14 protein-coding genes are annotated in these 16,001 nt (G+C 69.4%); 9 read left to right on the forward strand and 5 right to left on the reverse strand.

The window, feature by feature from the left end:
* Positions 1-4: 4 nt before the first annotated feature.
* Positions 5-1,855 (reverse strand): DEAD/DEAH box helicase, encoded by a 1,851-nt coding sequence (locus tag E5843_RS05945; RefSeq protein WP_134673143.1) that lies wholly within the window; start codon positions 1,853-1,855, stop codon positions 5-7.
* Positions 1,856-2,025: 170 nt separating this feature from the next.
* Between E5843_RS05945 and E5843_RS05950 the strand changes: the two genes are divergently transcribed.
* Positions 2,026-3,588, forward strand: coding sequence for a protein adenylyltransferase SelO (locus E5843_RS05950; protein WP_136412116.1), 1,563 nt, complete (start codon positions 2,026-2,028; stop codon positions 3,586-3,588).
* Between the two features lie 35 nt (positions 3,589-3,623).
* Complete coding sequence (locus tag E5843_RS05955) at positions 3,624-5,522, forward strand: ATP-binding cassette domain-containing protein (protein WP_141065781.1); 1,899 nt, start codon at positions 3,624-3,626, stop codon at positions 5,520-5,522.
* A gap of 59 nt (positions 5,523-5,581) precedes the next feature.
* Here E5843_RS05955 and E5843_RS05960 read toward each other — a convergent pair whose 3' ends face one another.
* The 3 genes from E5843_RS05960 to E5843_RS05970 are packed head-to-tail and all read right to left on the reverse strand — an operon-like array spanning position 5,582 to position 8,636.
* Positions 5,582-5,983, reverse strand: coding sequence for a YbaY family lipoprotein (locus E5843_RS05960; RefSeq protein WP_141065782.1), 402 nt, complete (start codon positions 5,981-5,983; stop codon positions 5,582-5,584).
* A gap of 53 nt (positions 5,984-6,036) precedes the next feature.
* Positions 6,037-6,870, reverse strand: coding sequence for an endonuclease/exonuclease/phosphatase family protein (locus tag E5843_RS05965; RefSeq protein WP_136412117.1), 834 nt, complete (start codon positions 6,868-6,870; stop codon positions 6,037-6,039).
* Complete coding sequence (locus tag E5843_RS05970) at positions 6,867-8,636, reverse strand: M14 family metallopeptidase (RefSeq protein WP_141065783.1); 1,770 nt, start codon at positions 8,634-8,636, stop codon at positions 6,867-6,869. The genes E5843_RS05965 and E5843_RS05970 overlap by 4 nt, the downstream gene beginning before the upstream one ends.
* Positions 8,637-8,769: 133 nt before the next feature.
* On the opposite strand from E5843_RS05970, the gene E5843_RS05975 reads away from it, so the two are divergent.
* The 7 genes from E5843_RS05975 (at position 8,770) to cfa (ending at position 15,066) form a co-directional block, all read left to right on the forward strand.
* Positions 8,770-10,401, forward strand: coding sequence for a POT-type proton-dependent oligopeptide transporter (locus E5843_RS05975; protein WP_136412118.1), 1,632 nt, complete (start codon positions 8,770-8,772; stop codon positions 10,399-10,401).
* 21 nt (positions 10,402-10,422) lie between these two features.
* Positions 10,423-11,040, forward strand: a complete 618-nt coding sequence (locus tag E5843_RS05980) for a rhomboid family intramembrane serine protease (protein WP_134673149.1) — start codon at positions 10,423-10,425, stop codon at positions 11,038-11,040.
* A gap of 110 nt (positions 11,041-11,150) precedes the next feature.
* Entirely contained in the window at positions 11,151-12,062 is a 912-nt protein-coding gene (locus tag E5843_RS05985; protein ID WP_136412119.1) for a hypothetical protein, read from the forward strand.
* Positions 12,063-12,064: 2 nt separating this feature from the next.
* Entirely contained in the window at positions 12,065-12,364 is a 300-nt protein-coding gene (locus E5843_RS05990) for a GNAT family N-acetyltransferase (protein ID WP_136412120.1), read from the forward strand.
* A 232-nt stretch (positions 12,365-12,596) separates the two neighbouring features.
* Positions 12,597-12,806 carry a cold-shock protein gene (locus tag E5843_RS05995; protein ID WP_129135635.1) on the forward strand — a complete coding sequence of 70 codons (210 nt, stop codon included), beginning with the start codon at positions 12,597-12,599 and terminating at the stop codon, positions 12,804-12,806.
* A gap of 166 nt (positions 12,807-12,972) precedes the next feature.
* Entirely contained in the window at positions 12,973-13,839 is an 867-nt protein-coding gene (locus E5843_RS06000; RefSeq protein ID WP_136412121.1) for an RsiV family protein, read from the forward strand.
* 105 nt (positions 13,840-13,944) lie between these two features.
* On the forward strand, positions 13,945-15,066 hold the full coding sequence (cfa, locus tag E5843_RS06005) for a cyclopropane fatty acyl phospholipid synthase (protein WP_141065784.1): 1,122 nt from the start codon (positions 13,945-13,947) through the stop codon (positions 15,064-15,066).
* Here the strand turns inward: cfa and E5843_RS06010 are convergent.
* On the reverse strand, positions 15,048-15,956 hold the full coding sequence (locus tag E5843_RS06010) for an NAD-dependent protein deacetylase (protein ID WP_136412122.1): 909 nt from the start codon (positions 15,954-15,956) through the stop codon (positions 15,048-15,050). The genes cfa and E5843_RS06010 overlap by 19 nt on opposite strands.
* Between the last annotated feature and the right edge of the window lie 45 nt (positions 15,957-16,001).

The raw sequence follows: 16,001 nt of genomic DNA on the forward strand, positions 1-16,001 counted from the left end.
GTGCTCAGCCTTCGCGACGCGGCGGCTTGCGCGGGCCGCCCTTGAAGCCGCCCGGCGGACCCTTCCGGAAGCCGCCCGGCGCCTGGCCGGGTGCACGCTTGAAGCCACCGCCGCGACGCGCGGGTGCCTCGGTGTCGGCTGCCTCGGCACGCCGCATGCGCAACTGCTGGCCAGCCACGCGCACACGCTTGAGATGCTCCATCACCTCGCGCGGCATGCCGTCGGGCAGGTCGACCAGGGTGTAGTCGTCGCGGATGTCGATGCGGCCGATGTAGCGGCTTTCGAGGTCGGCCTCGTTGGCGATGGCGCCGACGATGTTGCCCGGCTGCACGCCGTGCACATGGCCCACCTCGATACGGAAGGTCTCCATGCCGGTCTCCGGGGCCTGGACGCGCTGCGGGCGCGGCTCGCGCGGTGCGGCATCGTCGGCGTTGCGGCGCGGTCCGCGGTCGGCGCGCTCCGGGCGCTCAAAGTGGCGTTCGCCATCGTTGGCGCGTGGCTCGAACTTCGGCCGCTCGCGCGGCGGATCCAGCAGCAACGGGGTATCGCCCTGCAGCAGGGCGGCAAGCGCTGCCGCGATCTCCACCGCCGGCACGTTCTGCTCGCGCTCGTAGTTCTCCACCAGCTCGCGGAACATGCCGTGCTGCGGGTGCTGCAGGCCCTCGCCGATGCGGTCGAGGAACTTCGCCACGCGCCGTGCGTTCACGATCTCGACGCTGGGCAGGTCCATCTGCTCGATCGGCTGCCGCGTGGCGCGTTCGATCGAGCGCAGCATGCCGCGCTCGCGCGGGCTGACGAACAGGATCGCCTCGCCCGCGCGCCCGGCGCGGCCGGTGCGGCCGATGCGGTGCACGTAGCTTTCGGTGTCGTAGGGGATGTCGTAGTTCAGCACGTGGCTGATGCGCTCCACGTCGAGCCCGCGCGCAGCGACGTCGGTGGCGACGAGCACGTCGATGCGACCGTCCTTGAGCTGCTGGATGATGCGCTCGCGCTGCTTCTGCTCGACGTCGCCGTTGAGGGCAGCGGCAGCCAGCCCGCGTGCCGCCAGCTTCTCCGCCAGCTCCTCGGTCGCGATCTTGGTGCGCGCGAACACGATCATCGCGTCGAAGGGTTCGGCCTCGAGGATGCGGGTCATCGCGTCGAGCTTGTGCACGCCGCTGACCATCCAGTAACGCTGGCGGGTGTTCTTGGTGGTGGTGGTGCTGGCCTTGATCGCGATCTGCACCGGATCACGCAGGTAGGTCTGCGCGATGCGGGCGATCTGCGGCGGCATCGTGGCGGAGAACAGCGCGACCTGGCGCGACTCCGGGGTCTTCTTCAGCACCGCCTCGACGTCGTCGATGAAGCCCATGCGCAGCATCTCGTCGGCTTCGTCGAGCACCAGCGCGCGCAGCTGCGAGAGGTCGAGCGAGCCGCGCTCCAGGTGGTCGATGATGCGGCCGGGAGTGCCGACGACCACGTGCACGCCGCGCTTGAGCGAGCCCAGCTGGGTGCCGTAGCCCTGGCCGCCGTAGATCGGCAGCACCTGGAAGCCGGGGATGTGGTTGGCGTACTTCTGGAACGCCTCGGCAACCTGGATGGCCAGTTCGCGCGTCGGTGCGAGCACCAGCACCTGCGGCTTGCCGGCGACCGGGTCCAGGCGCGCCAGCATCGGCAGCGCGAACGCGGCGGTCTTGCCGGTGCCGGTCTGCGCCTGGCCGAGCACGTCGCGGCCTTCCAGCAGCGGCGGGATCGTGGCGGCCTGGATCGGCGAGGGTGTCTCGTAGCCGACCGCGGTCAGCGCCTGCAGCAGGGTGTCAGGCAGGCCGAGGTCGGCGAAAGTGGGGGTGTTGGTCTCTGTTTCGTTTGCGCTCATCGCGGTCTCTCGCACCGGTGAAGGCGCAGTTCGTTGGGGAACCGGCTAGTCTACGGCACGGCTCCGCCACCTCCCATGCCCCTCCATGTCCTGTTCAGCGCGCGCAGGGCCGCGCGCGACGGCCATGGTGTGGCCGCGCCCGTCATCGTGGCGTGTCTATCCTCATCCGCATGACTGACAACGTACTGCAGTTCGACAACGCCTTCCTCCGCGAGCTTCCCGGCGATCCCTCGCAGGCGCCGGGCACGCGGCAGGTCGAGGACGCCGCCTGGTCGATGGTGATGCCGACACCGGTGTCCAGGCCGGAACTGCTGGCGTGGTCGCCGGAAGTCGCGGAGGCGATCGGCTTCTCGCCACGCGACGTGCTCGATCCCGCATTTGTCGAGGTGTTCGCCGGCAATGCGCTGCTTCCGGGCATGCAGGCCTACGCGGCCAACTACGGCGGCCACCAGTTCGGGCACTGGGCCGGGCAGCTTGGCGACGGCCGCGCGATCGCGCTCGGCGAAGCCGTCGGCCGCGACGGGGGACGCCACGAACTGCAGCTGAAAGGCGCCGGGCCGACTCCGTATTCGCGCGGCGCCGACGGCCGCGCGGTGTTGCGCTCGTCGCTGCGCGAGTTCGTCTGCAGCGAGGCGATGCACCACCTCGGCGTGCCGACCACGCGGGCGCTGAGCCTGGTCGCCACCGGCGACAGCGTGGTGCGCGACATGTTCTACGACGGCCGCGCCGCGCCTGAGCCGGGGGCGATCGTGTGCCGGGTGGCGCCGTCGTTCATCCGCTTCGGCAGCTTCGAGCTGCCGTATGTGCGCGGGGACATCCACCTGCTGCGCCGCCTGGTCGATTTCACCATCGCCCGCGACTTTCCCCACCTGCCGCCGGGGCCAAGCCGCTATGCCGACTGGTTCGCCGAGGTCTGTAGCCGCACCGCCACGCTGATGGCGGAGTGGATGCGGGTGGGCTTCGTGCACGGGGTGATGAATACCGACAACATGTCGATCCTCGGCCTCACGATCGATTATGGCCCCTACGGCTGGATCGAGCCGTTCGACCCGGACTGGACACCCAACACCACCGACGCCGGCGGCCGCCGCTACCGCTTCGGCTGGCAGCCGCGCATCGCGCACTGGAACCTCGGCCAGCTGGCGCAGGCGCTGTCGCCGCTGTTCGACGAGGTGGCGCCGTTGCAGGCCGGCCTCGATGGCTATGCGCAGGCGTTCACCACCGCCGATCGCGCCGCGCAGGCGCGCAAGCTGGGTCTCGAGCGGCTGGACGATGACGATGTGGGCCTGCTGCAGGAGCTGCTGGTGCTGCTGCATGACGGAGGGGCCGATATGACGCTGTTCTACCGTGCCCTGGGCGAGCGTGATCCCGCGGCCGCGCCCGATGCCGTGCTGTTCGGGACGTTCTATGGCTACGACGCCGAGGCCCGCATCGGCCCGGCGCTCGCGCAGTGGCTGGCACGCTATGCGGTTCGCGTCGGGCGTGATCCGCTCGATGCCGCGCAGCGCCGCGAGACCATGCGCCGCGCCAACCCACGCTACGTGCCACGCAACTGGCTGTTGCAGGAGGCGATCGACGCCGCCACCGCTGGTGACCTGGCACCGCTGCACGCCCTGCAGGCGGTGTTCCGGCATCCCTATGACGACCAGCCGGGGCGCGAGGCCTACGCACGCAAGCGCCCGGACTGGGCCGCCAACCGCGCCGGCTGTTCGATGCTGTCGTGCAGTTCCTGAGCAGTCGGAGCCCCGCGCGCGGGTAAACTGCGCGGATGCCTTTGATCACACTCAACGCCGTCGATGTCGGCGTCGGCGGTCCGCCGCTGCTCCATCGCACCGACCTGTCCATCGAACCCGGCGAGCGCATCGCGCTGATCGGCCGCAACGGCGCCGGCAAGTCGACCCTGCTGCGCGTCCTCGCCGGCGAGATCGAGCCGGAAGACGGCCAGATCCGCCGCCAGGACAACCTGCGCGTCGCGCGGCTGGAACAGGAGGTGCCGGCCGGCGCCGATGGCAGCGTGTTCGACGTCGTCGCCAGCGGCATGGGCGCGGAGGGCGAACTGCTCGCCGAGTACCACCGGCTGGCGCACGCGGAGACCTTCAATGCCGATGCGTTCGCCGCCGTGCAGGCGCGCATCGAGGCGGCCGGGGCGTGGGAAGTCGACCGCCGCGTCGAGGACACGTTGCTGCGGCTGTCGCTCGATGGCGACGCGGCGTTCTCGGCGCTGTCGGGCCGACTCAAGCGGCGCGTGCTGCTGGCGCGTGCGCTGGTATCGGCACCCGACCTGCTGCTGCTCGACGAGCCCACCAACCACCTCGACATCGCCGCCATCGACTGGCTGGAGCAGTTCCTGCTGGAGTGGCGCGGCGCGCTGGTATTCGTCACCCATGACCGGCGCTTCCTGCGCGCGCTGGCCACCCGCATCGTCGAGATCGACCGCGGCCAGGTCACCAGTTGGCCGGGCGACTGGGCCAATTACCAGCGCCGCCGCGAGGAGCGCCTGCACGCCGAGGCGCAGGAGAACGCGCGCTTCGACAAGCTGCTCGCGCAGGAAGAAGCGTGGATCCGCCAGGGCATCAAGGCCCGCCGCACCCGCGACGAGGGCCGCGTGCGCCGCCTGAAGGCGATGCGCAACGAGCGTGCCGCGCGTCGCGAACAGACCGGCAACGTGCGCATGCAGGCCACACAGGGCGGGGCGTCGGGACGCAAGGTGGTGGAGGCGCGCGACGTGTCGTTCGCATTCGCGAACGGCGCGCCGCTGCTGAGCGGCTTCTCGACCACCATCCTGCGCGGCGACCGCATCGGCCTGGTCGGCCCGAACGGATCCGGCAAGACCACGCTGTTGCGCCTGCTGCTCGGCCAGCTGCAGCCGCAGCAGGGCGAGATCCGCATCGGCACCCAGCTCGACGTGGCCTATTTCGACCAGTACCGCTCGACCCTGCGCGAGGACTGGAACGCGCTGGAGAACGTCGCCGAAGGACGCGAGTTCGTCGAGATCAACGGTGCGCGCAAGCATGCCATCGGCTACCTGCAGGATTTCCTGTTCACCCCGGAACGCGCGCGTGCGCCGATCACCCGGCTGTCCGGCGGCGAACGCAACCGCCTGCTGCTGGCGAAGCTGTTCGCGCAGCCGGCCAACCTGCTGGTGATGGACGAACCGACCAACGACCTCGACGTGGAAACGCTGGAGCTGCTCGAGGAGCTGCTGATGGATTACAGCGGAACCCTGCTGCTGGTCAGCCACGACCGCGACTTCCTCGACAACGTGGTGACCTCGACGCTGGTGATGGAAGGCGAGGGCCGCGTGGGCGAGTACGTGGGCGGCTATTCCGACTGGCTGCGGCAACGCGCGGCCTCGCAGGCGTCCGGTTCACGTCCGGCAGAGGCGGATTCCGGTGGCGACGCACGTCCTGCCGCTGCAGCGCCGGCGAAGCAGGCGCCGCTGCGGCGCAAGCTCAGCTTCAAGGATGCGCGCGAGCTCGAACAGCTGCCGGCGCGGATCGAGGCTCTGGAAACGCAGCAGGCGGCGATGACCGCGGAGATGGGCGAACCCGCGTTCTTCCAGCGCGATGGCGCGTCGATCGCCGCGCATGGCGAGGCGCTGGCCCGGGTGCAGGCGGAACTCGAGGAGGCCTACCGCCGCTGGGGCGAACTCGAAGGCGGAGCGTGATCCGCGCGCAGGCATCGCGGCCGGAGACCGCTGGGGGAGGGTTCTCCTACCGGCGTGCGCTACGGCGAGCGCAGCATGCGGAATTCGGCCGGTTGCGTGCTGCCGTCGACGACCGGCACCGCCTCGGCGGTGACGAACATCCGCTCACCGCGGGGGGTGAACAGCGCGGCATGCAGCCCCAGTCGCGCCCCGTCCGGAACGCTGGCGGGCGCGTAACGCAGGGTGAACGCATAGGGCGGGCCGGGCAGCGACCTGAATTCCTCGCGCACCAGCACGTCGTTGTCGCGTGACATGTCGACGAGCTCGACCCGCAGCACCGAATCGGACGGCATCAGCAGCTTCTCGTAGAAGGTGGCGCGACCTTCGACGCTCGCGCTGGCCTCACCGGCGGATGACGGCGTGGCCGCGCAACCCGACAGGGACGAGGCGGCAAGGAGGGCGGCAATGATGGATGGGCGCATGGTGGACTCCGGCGTGGGCCTGCGAGGCTAGTGCCTGCCGGGTTGCGTCCAGGTCAATGCCCGATCCGGAACTGGGCCAGCACGCCGAAATGGTCCGATGGCCAAGTGCCATCGTCCGCAGCGGCATCGAGCACCCGGCGTGTCGCCAGCGGCCGCAGACGGGCCCCGCGCGCGAACACATGGTCGATCCGCCGGCCGCGTTCGAAATAGTGCGGATTGAGCGTGGTGCGCAGGTTCGCGGCCGGTTCCAGTGCCGCCGGCACGTCGACGAAGCCGGCGCGGGCGAGCGCCTGCAGTTCCGGCGCGTCCGCCTCGGCATTGAAGTCGCCCATCAGCACGCTGGCGCCGGCGTCGTGGCGGTCGACGTGTGCGAGCACGTCGTCGAGCTGGCGCGCGCGGATCGCAGCGCCGTCGTCGGTCCAGTGCAGGTGCGTGTTGAACACGTCCACCGCGTGCCCCTGCACGTCGATGCGCAGGTGCGCGACGGTGCGCGAGTCGTCCAGCGGCTGCAGGCGGGCCTCGCTGCGCGCCAGCACCGGCCGCCGGGAAAGCAAGGCGTTGCCGTAGCGATGATCCTGGCCGGGCGGGTCGGTGGAGACGAAGTGCACCGCGTAGCCGAGGGCGGCGCCGATGTCCTCGGCCTGGTTGCGCAGGCCGGCCTTCTGCAGCACCTCCTGCAATGCGATCACGTCGGCATCGAGCGTGCGCAGACCATCGATCACCAGCGGGCGGCGGCGCTCCCAGTGGCCACGGTCGTGATAGAGGTTGAGGGTGACCACGCGCAGTCCCGGCGCATCGGTGGCAGCTGCAGGTGGCGGTGCATGCGTGCAGGCCAGCAGCCACAGGCACGCGATGACCACTGCGACCGGCAGGCCGGCACGGATCATGGCGCGGCGTCGGTCCTGTAGACCGGGTACAGGCCGAAGCGCTCGTCCCAGGCGCTGTGGCGGCGGTAGAAGAAGTCCAGCCGCGCGCGCGGATCGGCGGCAAAGGCCGCGTCCTCGCGCAGCCGGAGTTCGAAGACCTCGCGCAACGCGGGATCGGCCGCGAGCATGTCCCGGGCGACGGCTTCGGCCACATAGGCCTCCATGTATTCCTTGCGTTCGAAGTGGTTGTTGAATGCTCCCCAGGCCGCCAGTGCGTCGGGCGCCTGTGGTTCGAGCAGGGCCATCACCAGCCGTGCCTTCGGCTGCGCGATCGGCACGAACAGCGCGCCGGCCGGCAGGTCGCGTGGCTCGTCGCGCCAGCTGCCGTCGAGGTCCAGGCGCTGCATGCCCTCGCTGGAGGCGTTGGCAAAGCGGATGTCGTCGGCCCGGAACACCTGTACCGGTGCCTGCGTCAGCGCACGCCCGATGCGGCGGTAGTCGATGCCGTGGATGTCCAGCGCACGCGAAACCCGCGCGGCCTGCGCGGGCGGCACCAGGTAACCCGCGCGGGGCGCCGTCGCCACGCGTGCAGGCACCAGGGTGTCGCGCAGCGGTACCCGCCACAGTTGCGGCGTGGCCTCGTCATAGCGGGTCATCAGCGTGCCGGAGACGTCGGAGGGCGTGCGGGTGTACGCATACCCGCGGAAGTCGATCGTGCGCACGTCGTCGGTAGCCCGCCAGTCCAGCGGCACGTCCTGACCGCCGAGGGCGGCGGCGCGGCGGTCGGCCTCGTGCGCCACGCGCATCCAGTCGCGGCCATGGCGGGCGACATGGTCGAGCACCGACACGATGGTGTTGCGGTTGGTCCGCACCCGCACCGGGTATTCCTTCCACGAATGGGTTTCCACCAGCATCGCCAGGCGGTTGCGCAGCAGGAAATAGCCGGTGGAGAAGCGCGGCGGCGACACGCCGTCGACGAAGCCGGAATCCGGCTCGTCATGGCGCACGAACGAGGGATAGAACGGCAGCGGCAGCGAGCCCTGCGCGGCAAGGTCGGCCATCACCCCGTCACGCAGCTGCAGGCCGGCCGCGCGCAGTGCATTGTCGCCGGCGTGCAGCGGTTCCACCTGGATGGAGATGTCGTGTTCGAACTGCGCGCCGTTGGTGGCGTGCAGGTCGATGTAGGCGATCGGATCCCACGCCTCGACCAGCCCCAGCATCGCCTGCATCTCCGGCGCATCGGCCTTGGCGTAGTCGCGGTTGAGGTTGAGGTTCTGCGCGGTGGTGCGCCAGCCCATCTCGCGCGGGCCGCGCTGGTTGGGCCGGTTCCAGGCGCCGAAGCGTTCGTGGCCGTCGACTTTGAACACCGGCACGAACACCCACACCAGCCGGTCGAGCGTGCCGGCTGCAGCCGTGCCCTCGAGCGCCTCGCGCAATGCAAGGAAGCCCGCGTCCTTGCCGTCGATCTCGCCGGCATGGATGCCGCCCTGCATCAGCACCACCGGAATGCCGGCGGCCCGCGCGGCATCGGGGGTCAGCGCGCCGCTGCGCGATACCGCCAGTGCCTTCATCGGGCGACCTTCCGGCGTGGTGCCGAAGTCGAAGCAGCGCACCGCATCCGGATATGCGGCCTGGAAGGCGTCGCACAGGGCGATGGTCTCGTCGTAGCGGCCGGTCTCGACGAAGCCGCTGCGCTCTGCATGCGTGGTCAGGTCGGCCGCGGCGGCAGTGCCGGCGAGGGCGAGGAGCAGGGCCAGGGCAAGGCGGTGCGGGAGGCGGCGCGGCATGTCAGGCGGCTCGGACGGGCAGGACCGGCGATGGTAACGAGCCCCGCAGGTGCGCTGGCCGTGCCATTCGTTGGTGCCGGCGGCGGACGCTATCGGCTACCCTTGAACGCTTTCGCCCGTACCCGGCCAGAAGATGTCCACGACTCCCGCTTCCGCTTCTCCAGCCAACGGCCGCATGCCGCGCCAGATCGGCTACATCATCGGCAACGAGGCATGCGAGCGCTTCAGCTTCTACGGCATGCGCAACATCCTGGTGCCGTTCCTGATCAGCTCGGTGCTGCTGGCCTACCTGCCTGCGGGCAGCGAGCGCGACGCGGCGGCGAAGGACATCTTCCACATGTTCGTGATCGGCGTGTACTTCTTCCCGTTGCTGGGGGGATGGCTCGCCGACCGCTACTTCGGCAAGTACCACACGATCCTGTGGTTCTCGCTGATCTACTGCGCCGGCCACGCCTGCCTGGCGCTGTTCGAGAACAATGCCAGCGGGTTCTATACCGGCCTGTTCCTGATCGCACTGGGCTCGGGCGGCATCAAGCCGCTGGTGGTGAGCTTCTGCGGCGACCAGTTCGACCAGAGCAACAAGAGCAAGGCCAAGGTCGTCTTCGACGCGTTCTACTGGATCATCAATTTCGGCTCGTTCTTCGCTTCGCTGCTGGCGCCGTTGTTCCTGCGCCACTACGGCCCGGCGGTGGCGTTCGGTATTCCAGGCGTGCTGATGTTCATCGCCACGGTCATCTTCTGGCTGGGGCGCCGCGAGTACGTCAATGTGCCGCCGTCGGGCCGCGACCCGCATGCGTTCCTCGAGGTGGTCAAGTCCGCGCTGCGTGCGCAGGCGCCGGGGCAGGGCCGTCCCGGCCTGCTGGTGGCGATGGTCGGCATGGTGTCGGCGGTCGCGATGCTGCTGCTGTGGGCGCTGTCGGCCACAGTGGGGGTCGATTTCTGGCCAACCGACTTCAACTTCGTGATCACCGCCTGCCTGGCGCTCGGCGTGATCATCGCGCTGGGCGGCTGGGGCGCGTCGCTGCAGCTCGAGCGCGCGCGTGGCGCGCATCCGGATGCTGCCGTCGACGGCGTGCGTGCGGTGCTGCGCATCCTGATCGTGTTCGCCTTGGTGACGCCGTTCTGGTCACTGTTCGACCAGAAGGCCTCGACCTGGATCATCCAGGGCCGCGAGATGGTGATCCCGCACGAGGCCGGCTGGTGGCCGAGCTGGCTGATCCAGGACGCCGCGCAGATGCAGGCGCTCAATCCGCTGCTGGTGATGCTGCTGATCCCGTTCAACAACATCGTGCTGTATCCGCTGTTGCGGCGGATGGGCTTCGTGGTGACCGCGCTGCGGCGCATGGGTTGGGGCATCGCGATCTCCGGCGTGTCCTGGATCGCGGCGGGCATCCTGCAGCTGTGGATCGACAGTGGTTCCGAGGTTTCGCTGGCCTGGCAGAGCCTGCCGTACCTGCTGCTGACCTTCGGCGAGGTGCTGGTCTCGGCCACCGCCTTGGAGTTCGCCTACAGCCAGGCGCCGCACGCGATGAAGGGCGTGATCATGGCGTTCTGGTACCTCACCAGCACGTTCGGCAGCCTGTGGGTGCTGCTGACCAACGCCGGCGTGCGCAACGAGGCGGTGACCGCGTATATCGCCTCGACCGGGTTGAGCGAGAATGCCTTCCTGATGTTCTTCTTCGCCGCGTTCGCCTTCGTCGCCGCACTGGCGTTCGGGCTCTACGCGCGGCGCTACCCGATGCAGGACAACTACCGCATCGCCTGATGCGGCCGTAGGCCCGACCTGATGAACTCCGGACCCGTCACCCTGCTGCTGATCGCCGCCACCGTGCTGGTGTCGTGGCAGGCGTTCGCCAATCCCCGCCTGCTCGAGCGGTTGATCCTGTGGCCGCCGGCGATTGCCCGGAAGAAGCAGTACGACCGGCTGGTGACCCACGGCTTCATCCATGCCGACTGGGGCCACCTGCTGTTCAACATGATCACGCTGTTCTTCTTCGGCGGCCTGATCGAACGCGCGTTCGCGCCCTACATCGGTGCGGTGGGCTTCGCACTGTTCTACCTCTCGGCGATCCTGGTCGCGATCCTGCCGACCTACCTGCGCCACCGGCACGACCCGCACTACCGCAGTCTCGGTGCGTCCGGCGCGGTCTCGGCGGTGCTGTTCGCGTTCGTGCTGCTGAGCCCGTGGTCGCTGATCTTCGTGTTCTTCCTGCCGATGCCGGCGATCCTCTACGCGGTGATGTACGTCGGCTATTCGATCTGGATGGACCGGCGCGGCGGCGACAACATCAACCACAGCGCGCACCTGTGGGGTGCCGGTTACGGCGTCCTTTTCACCATCACGATGGAGCCGCGGGTGATCCCGGCGTTCCTGGAACGGCTGGCCAGTCCGTCGTTCTTCTGAGCTTTCGCGCACGCGCCGCGTGTGCCCGCCAGCGCGTCGACACGCTCACTTCCGCTGAAAGTCCGCTGTGATAAAGCTGTCCGCACAGCCCCACAGTGGAGTCATCAGCAATGCTCATCACCCGCGCCAAGGCGACCGCTCTCCTCAACCAGAAGGAGATGGAGCTCTACACCGACAGTCGAGTGAACACCCTGCGCCAGCTGGATGCCAAGGCACTCACCACGCGTGTCGGCCGCGCACGCGACGCACGCGATCGCGCCCGCGACCTGGTGCAGCGGCAGAAGCTCGCATCACGCGACAGGACCGGCGCCAAGCGTGGCGCCAGCGGCATGGCCAACGAGCGCAGCAAGGAAAAGGCGACACTGCTGGGGGACATCCTGTCGCGCTTCGAGGCGCAGTTGCGCCAGGTCGAGCGCGAGGAGCGAAAGTCCGCCAAGGCAGCCGAGAGGGCCGCGAACGCGGGGTCCGCGCGCAAGTCGGTGTCGAAGCAGAGCGAATCGTCTGCACCGGCGAAATCGGCGGGCGGTCGGCGCAGCGCCGCGAGCGGTGATTCCGCCAGCGCCACCCCGCGCAAGTCCGCCGTAAAAACAGCAGCCGGCAGCGACGCGAAGACAGCACGCGCGTCCTCGAAGTCGGCGGAGCAGGCCAAGGGTAGCGGGACGAAGGCAAAGAGCGCCGCGTCCACCGCGGGCAGCTCCACGAGCGAGTCCTCCGAAGGCGCAACGAAGAAGGCGCGCCCGGCGAAGAAGGCACTGACGCCGGAGCAGGCGCTGGAGCGTACCCGCGAGTTGCTGGAAGCCAAGCAGGGGCAGGCGCGCCAGCCCAAGTCCTGGGAAACGCTGGGCGGCACCGGTGCCGAAGTCGGGTCGCCCGGCTACCAGAACGAGGAAGCCGCGCGGCGTGCCGAGCAGCTGCACGAAGGCGAGGCCCGCATCCCGGCCATCCAGGGCAGCAACAGCACCCGCGACCGCATCAACCAGGGCAAGCGCGCCGCGCGCCGTTCGCCCGCCACCGGGGATTGACCATGACCACGCCAACCGGGGTTCGCCATGACCCGCAACGCGGCCGGTTCGAGCTCGACGTGGATGGCGAGACCGCCCACGTCGAGTACCGCCAGGAGGGCGACACCATGGTGGTGCTGCATACCATCGTGCCGGATGCGCTGGCCGGGCGCGGCATTGCCGGAACCTTGAATGCGGCCGCTCTGGACCATGCCCGCGACGCGGGAATGCGGGTGGATCCGCAGTGCGAATACACCGCCTCCTACGTCCGCCGGCACCCCGGTTACGCCGACCTGGTCAGGGGTGCCGACCGGTCGTCGTGAGGCGTATTCCGCATTCACACTTTCGATTCGAACTAGGGTATCGTGCGCGAACTGTTCAAGGCCGGGATCACGGTACATCGTGGCTCCGATGCGGTAGATCAAAGCTGTACGGCCAACCGGCCGGGACGATCCGCTCCATCGCTTTCGCGTTACCCCTTGCTCGACAGTCTCGACGCCGCCCAGGCGGGTCGTGCCAAACCATCAACAACTGTTTGTACCAAGGAGTAACACCATGTCCGAGCGTCAGAGCGGTACCGTCAAGTGGTTCAACGATGCCAAGGGCTTCGGCTTCATCACCCCGGAAAGCGGCCAGGACGTTTTCGTCCACTTCCGTTCGATCCAGGGCACCGGCTTCAAGTCGCTGCAGGAAGGCCAGAGGGTTTCCTTCAAGGTCGTCCAGGGCCAGAAGGGCCTGCAGGCTGACGAAGTACAGCCCGAGTAATTCCCGCCTCGCGGCAGGATCAGAAAGCCCGGCTCCGGCCGGGCTTTTTCGTGGGCGACGTTTACTGCATCGGCGTCGTGGGCAGCTGGATTGCACGCGTTTTGCATGGGGCCATCACGCGGCGCCGATTAGCCTCGCGACAACAGTGAACAGGGGAAAGCACACGATGAAGTACTGGTGGATCGGCCTGGCCGTGCTGGCGCTGGCCGCATGCGGACGCAACGAGGAAGCGGGTTCCGCGCCGTCCGCGGCAGGCGTGCCGCAGCAGGAGACCCCGTCACCCGAAGCGCCGCAACCCGAGCCGAACCTCGCGGACGTGATCGAACAGACCCCGCGCTATATCGTCGGCATCAGCTATCCGCCAGAAGCGCGGCGCTATCCGGGACTTGCGTCCGAACTCCACCGTTATGGCCAGGCCGCCCGCAGCGAACTGGTGGACGCCGCGGGCAGCGCGGGGGAGGCCCCCGGGGGTCTCGTCTACGACCTGTCGCTGGAGTTCCGGATGCTGGTGGAGTCGCCGCAGCTGGTGGCCGTGGCCGCGGACGGCAGCAGTTACACCGGCGGTGCGCACGGCAACCCGCTGGTGGCGCGCTTCGTCTGGCTGCCGCAGCGCGAGCGCCTGTTGCGCGCCGGCGATCTGGTGCCCGAAGCCGAAGGTTGGACTGCGATCTCGCGCCATGTGCGCGAGCAGCTGCACGCCACCCTGGGCACCCGCATCGACGCCGAGGAACTGTCGCCCGAAGCCCGCAGCGAGGCACTGCGTACCGCCGGCCGGATGATCGACGACGGATCGGCGCCCGAGCCGGACAACTTCGATTCGTTCGAGCCGGTGCTCGACCCCCAGGGGCGGATCGAGGCGCTGCGCTTCGTCTTCCCGCCCTATCAGGTGGGGCCTTACGCCGACGGCACCCAGTCCGTGCTGGTGCCCGCGCACGTGCTGCTGCCGCACGTGGCGCAGGAGTACCGGGGCCTGTTCTCCACCGCCACGCCTGCCGACGCAACCGGTGAGACGGTCACGCCCGAACGGCGATAACGACGCGCAGCCCGTGGCGCGCCTGCGGGGCAGGCTTGCTTCCCCCGGGGATCGAAGCGCTAGACTCGATGCGCCGGGGCCTCCCGGCATGCTGCTGACCTGGCCATGGCAAGCACCAACCGTTCCCGACGGCGTGTGCAGGCCCTGCTGGCGCAAGCCGATGTAAACGTGGATGGCGACCGCCCGTGGGACCTGCAGGTCGATGACGAGCGCTTCTATGCACGCGTGCTCGCGCAGGGTTCACTGGCGCTGGGCGAGAGCTTCATGGACGGCTGGTGGCGTACGGCTTCGCTCGACGGGCTGCTCCACCGGCTGATCCACCACGGCACCGGCGAGCGCGTGCATGGTGCCGGCGAGGTGCTCGATGCCGTCCATGCCTGGCTGTTGAACCCACAGGCCGGGCGCCGCAGCTTCGCGGTCGGCGAGCGCCATTACGACCTCGGCAACGATCTCTACGCGGCGATGCTCGGACGGCGGCTGGTGTACAGCTGCGGATACTGGCGCGATGCCGCCGACCTGGATGCCGCGCAGGAAGCCAAGCTGGACCTGTGCTGCCGCAAGCTCGGGCTGCAGCCGGGCATGCGGCTGCTCGACATCGGTTGCGGCTGGGGCGAGATGCTGAAGTTCGCCGCCGAACGCCATGGCGTGGAGGGCGTGGGCATCACGATCTCGCGCGAGCAGGCCGCGCATGCGCGCGCCGCATGTGCCGGCCTGCCGGTGGAGATCCGCCTGCAGGACTACCGCGACCTGCGCGAGCGCTTCGACCGCATCGTGTCGATCGGCATGTTCGAGCATGTGGGCGTGCGCAACTACCGCGCCTACTTCCGCGTTGCCCGGCGCTGCCTCGCGGAGGACGGGCTGTTCCTGCTGCATACGATCGGCAGCAACCGCAGCCGACGTCGGGCCGACCCGTGGATCGCGAAGTACATCTTCCCCAATTCGATGCTGCCGTCGCCGCCACAGGTGACGCGGGCGCTTGAGGGCGCGTTCGTGATCGAGGACTGGCACAACTTCGGCGCCGATTACGACCGCACGCTGCAGGCCTGGCGCGACAACGTCGAAGCCGCCTGGGACCGGCTGCCGGCGCGCTACGACGAACGCTTCCGTCGCATGTGGCGGTTCTACCTCGCCGGGTCGATGGCGTGCTTCCGCGCGCGCAACCTGCAGCTCTGGCAGCTGGTGCTGTCGCCGCACGGCGTGCCGGGCGGCTACCGCGCGCCGCGCTGATCGTCCGGCGCCGTCACCTCCAGCCGGTCGTGCAGATGCAGTCGCCGTACGGCGGTGGCGAGGGTGCCGCCGAGGTCGCCGTCGAGACGGAGGCCGGCAAGTCCATCGGCACGGGTGTTGCCGCGGTTGAGGATGGCGAGCGGCAGCCCGCGCTCGTGCGCCATGCGTGCGAAGCGGAACCCCGAATAGACCATCAGCGAGGAACCTGCGACCAGCATCGCGTCCGCGCGTTCGAACGCGTCGAGCGTGGCCCCGTACCGCTCGCGCGGGACGTTTTCGCCGAAGAACACGACGTCCGGCTTCAGCAGGCCGCCGCAGCGCATGCACTGCGGTGGCACGAAATCCTGTTCGGCCTTTTCGTCAATGTCCGCGTCACCGTCAGGGGCCGACGTTGCGGGACCGGGCGACCAGCAGGGGTTGAGGCTCAGGAGCCGGGCCTGCAGCGAAGCACGCGATAGCCGGTCGCCACAGCCCAGGCATACGACCGCGTCGATGCGGCCGTGCAGGTCGATCACGCGCCGACTGCCGGCGCGCTGGTGCAGGCCGTCGACGTTCTGCGTCACCAGCATCGCCAGCAGTCCGCCGTCGTCCAGCGCGGCCAGAGCGCGATGGGCCTCATTGGGACGGGCGCGGTCGAAGCGCGGCCAGCCGACATGGCTGCGCGCCCAGTAGCGGCGATAGATCGCCGGGTCGCCGGTAAATCCCTGCCAGGTCACCGGCGGTGGCCGTGTCCATCGGCCGTCGTCGCCGCGGTAACCCGGGATGCCCGATGCGGTGCTGCAGCCGGCGCCGGTAAGTACGAAGACCCGACGATGCTGCGAGAACCAGTCGGCCAGCCGCGATGCGTCGTCGTCGACGGTGGTGGCAGGCGGGGAGGGCAGCAGCTGCATCCGGACATCGTACCGGGCCCCGCGGCGAACGCTCGGGGCGTCCCG

It is taken from the genome of Luteimonas yindakuii (genome assembly GCF_004803715.2).
GTDB lineage: Bacteria > Pseudomonadota > Gammaproteobacteria > Xanthomonadales > Xanthomonadaceae > Luteimonas > Luteimonas yindakuii.

Coding starts and splice junctions, on each gene's coding strand:
- E5843_RS05985 (WP_136412119.1), top strand. CDS start 11,151: ATGCTCATCACCCGCGCCAAGGCGACCGCTCTCCTCAACCAGAAGGAG.
- E5843_RS05995 (WP_129135635.1), top strand. CDS start 12,597: ATGTCCGAGCGTCAGAGCGGTACCGTCAAGTGGTTCAACGATGCCAAG.
- E5843_RS05960 (WP_141065782.1), bottom strand. CDS start 5,983: ATGCGCCCATCCATCATTGCCGCCCTCCTTGCCGCCTCGTCCCTGTCG.
- E5843_RS05970 (WP_141065783.1), bottom strand. CDS start 8,636: ATGCCGCGCCGCCTCCCGCACCGCCTTGCCCTGGCCCTGCTCCTCGCC.
- E5843_RS06010 (WP_136412122.1), bottom strand. CDS start 15,956: ATGCAGCTGCTGCCCTCCCCGCCTGCCACCACCGTCGACGACGACGCA.
- E5843_RS05990 (WP_136412120.1), top strand. CDS start 12,065: ATGACCACGCCAACCGGGGTTCGCCATGACCCGCAACGCGGCCGGTTC.
- E5843_RS05950 (WP_136412116.1), top strand. CDS start 2,026: ATGACTGACAACGTACTGCAGTTCGACAACGCCTTCCTCCGCGAGCTT.
- E5843_RS06000 (WP_136412121.1), top strand. CDS start 12,973: ATGAAGTACTGGTGGATCGGCCTGGCCGTGCTGGCGCTGGCCGCATGC.
- cfa (WP_141065784.1), top strand. CDS start 13,945: ATGGCAAGCACCAACCGTTCCCGACGGCGTGTGCAGGCCCTGCTGGCG.
- E5843_RS05945 (WP_134673143.1), bottom strand. CDS start 1,855: ATGAGCGCAAACGAAACAGAGACCAACACCCCCACTTTCGCCGACCTC.
- E5843_RS05955 (WP_141065781.1), top strand. CDS start 3,624: ATGCCTTTGATCACACTCAACGCCGTCGATGTCGGCGTCGGCGGTCCG.
- E5843_RS05980 (WP_134673149.1), top strand. CDS start 10,423: ATGAACTCCGGACCCGTCACCCTGCTGCTGATCGCCGCCACCGTGCTG.
- E5843_RS05975 (WP_136412118.1), top strand. CDS start 8,770: ATGTCCACGACTCCCGCTTCCGCTTCTCCAGCCAACGGCCGCATGCCG.
- E5843_RS05965 (WP_136412117.1), bottom strand. CDS start 6,870: ATGATCCGTGCCGGCCTGCCGGTCGCAGTGGTCATCGCGTGCCTGTGG.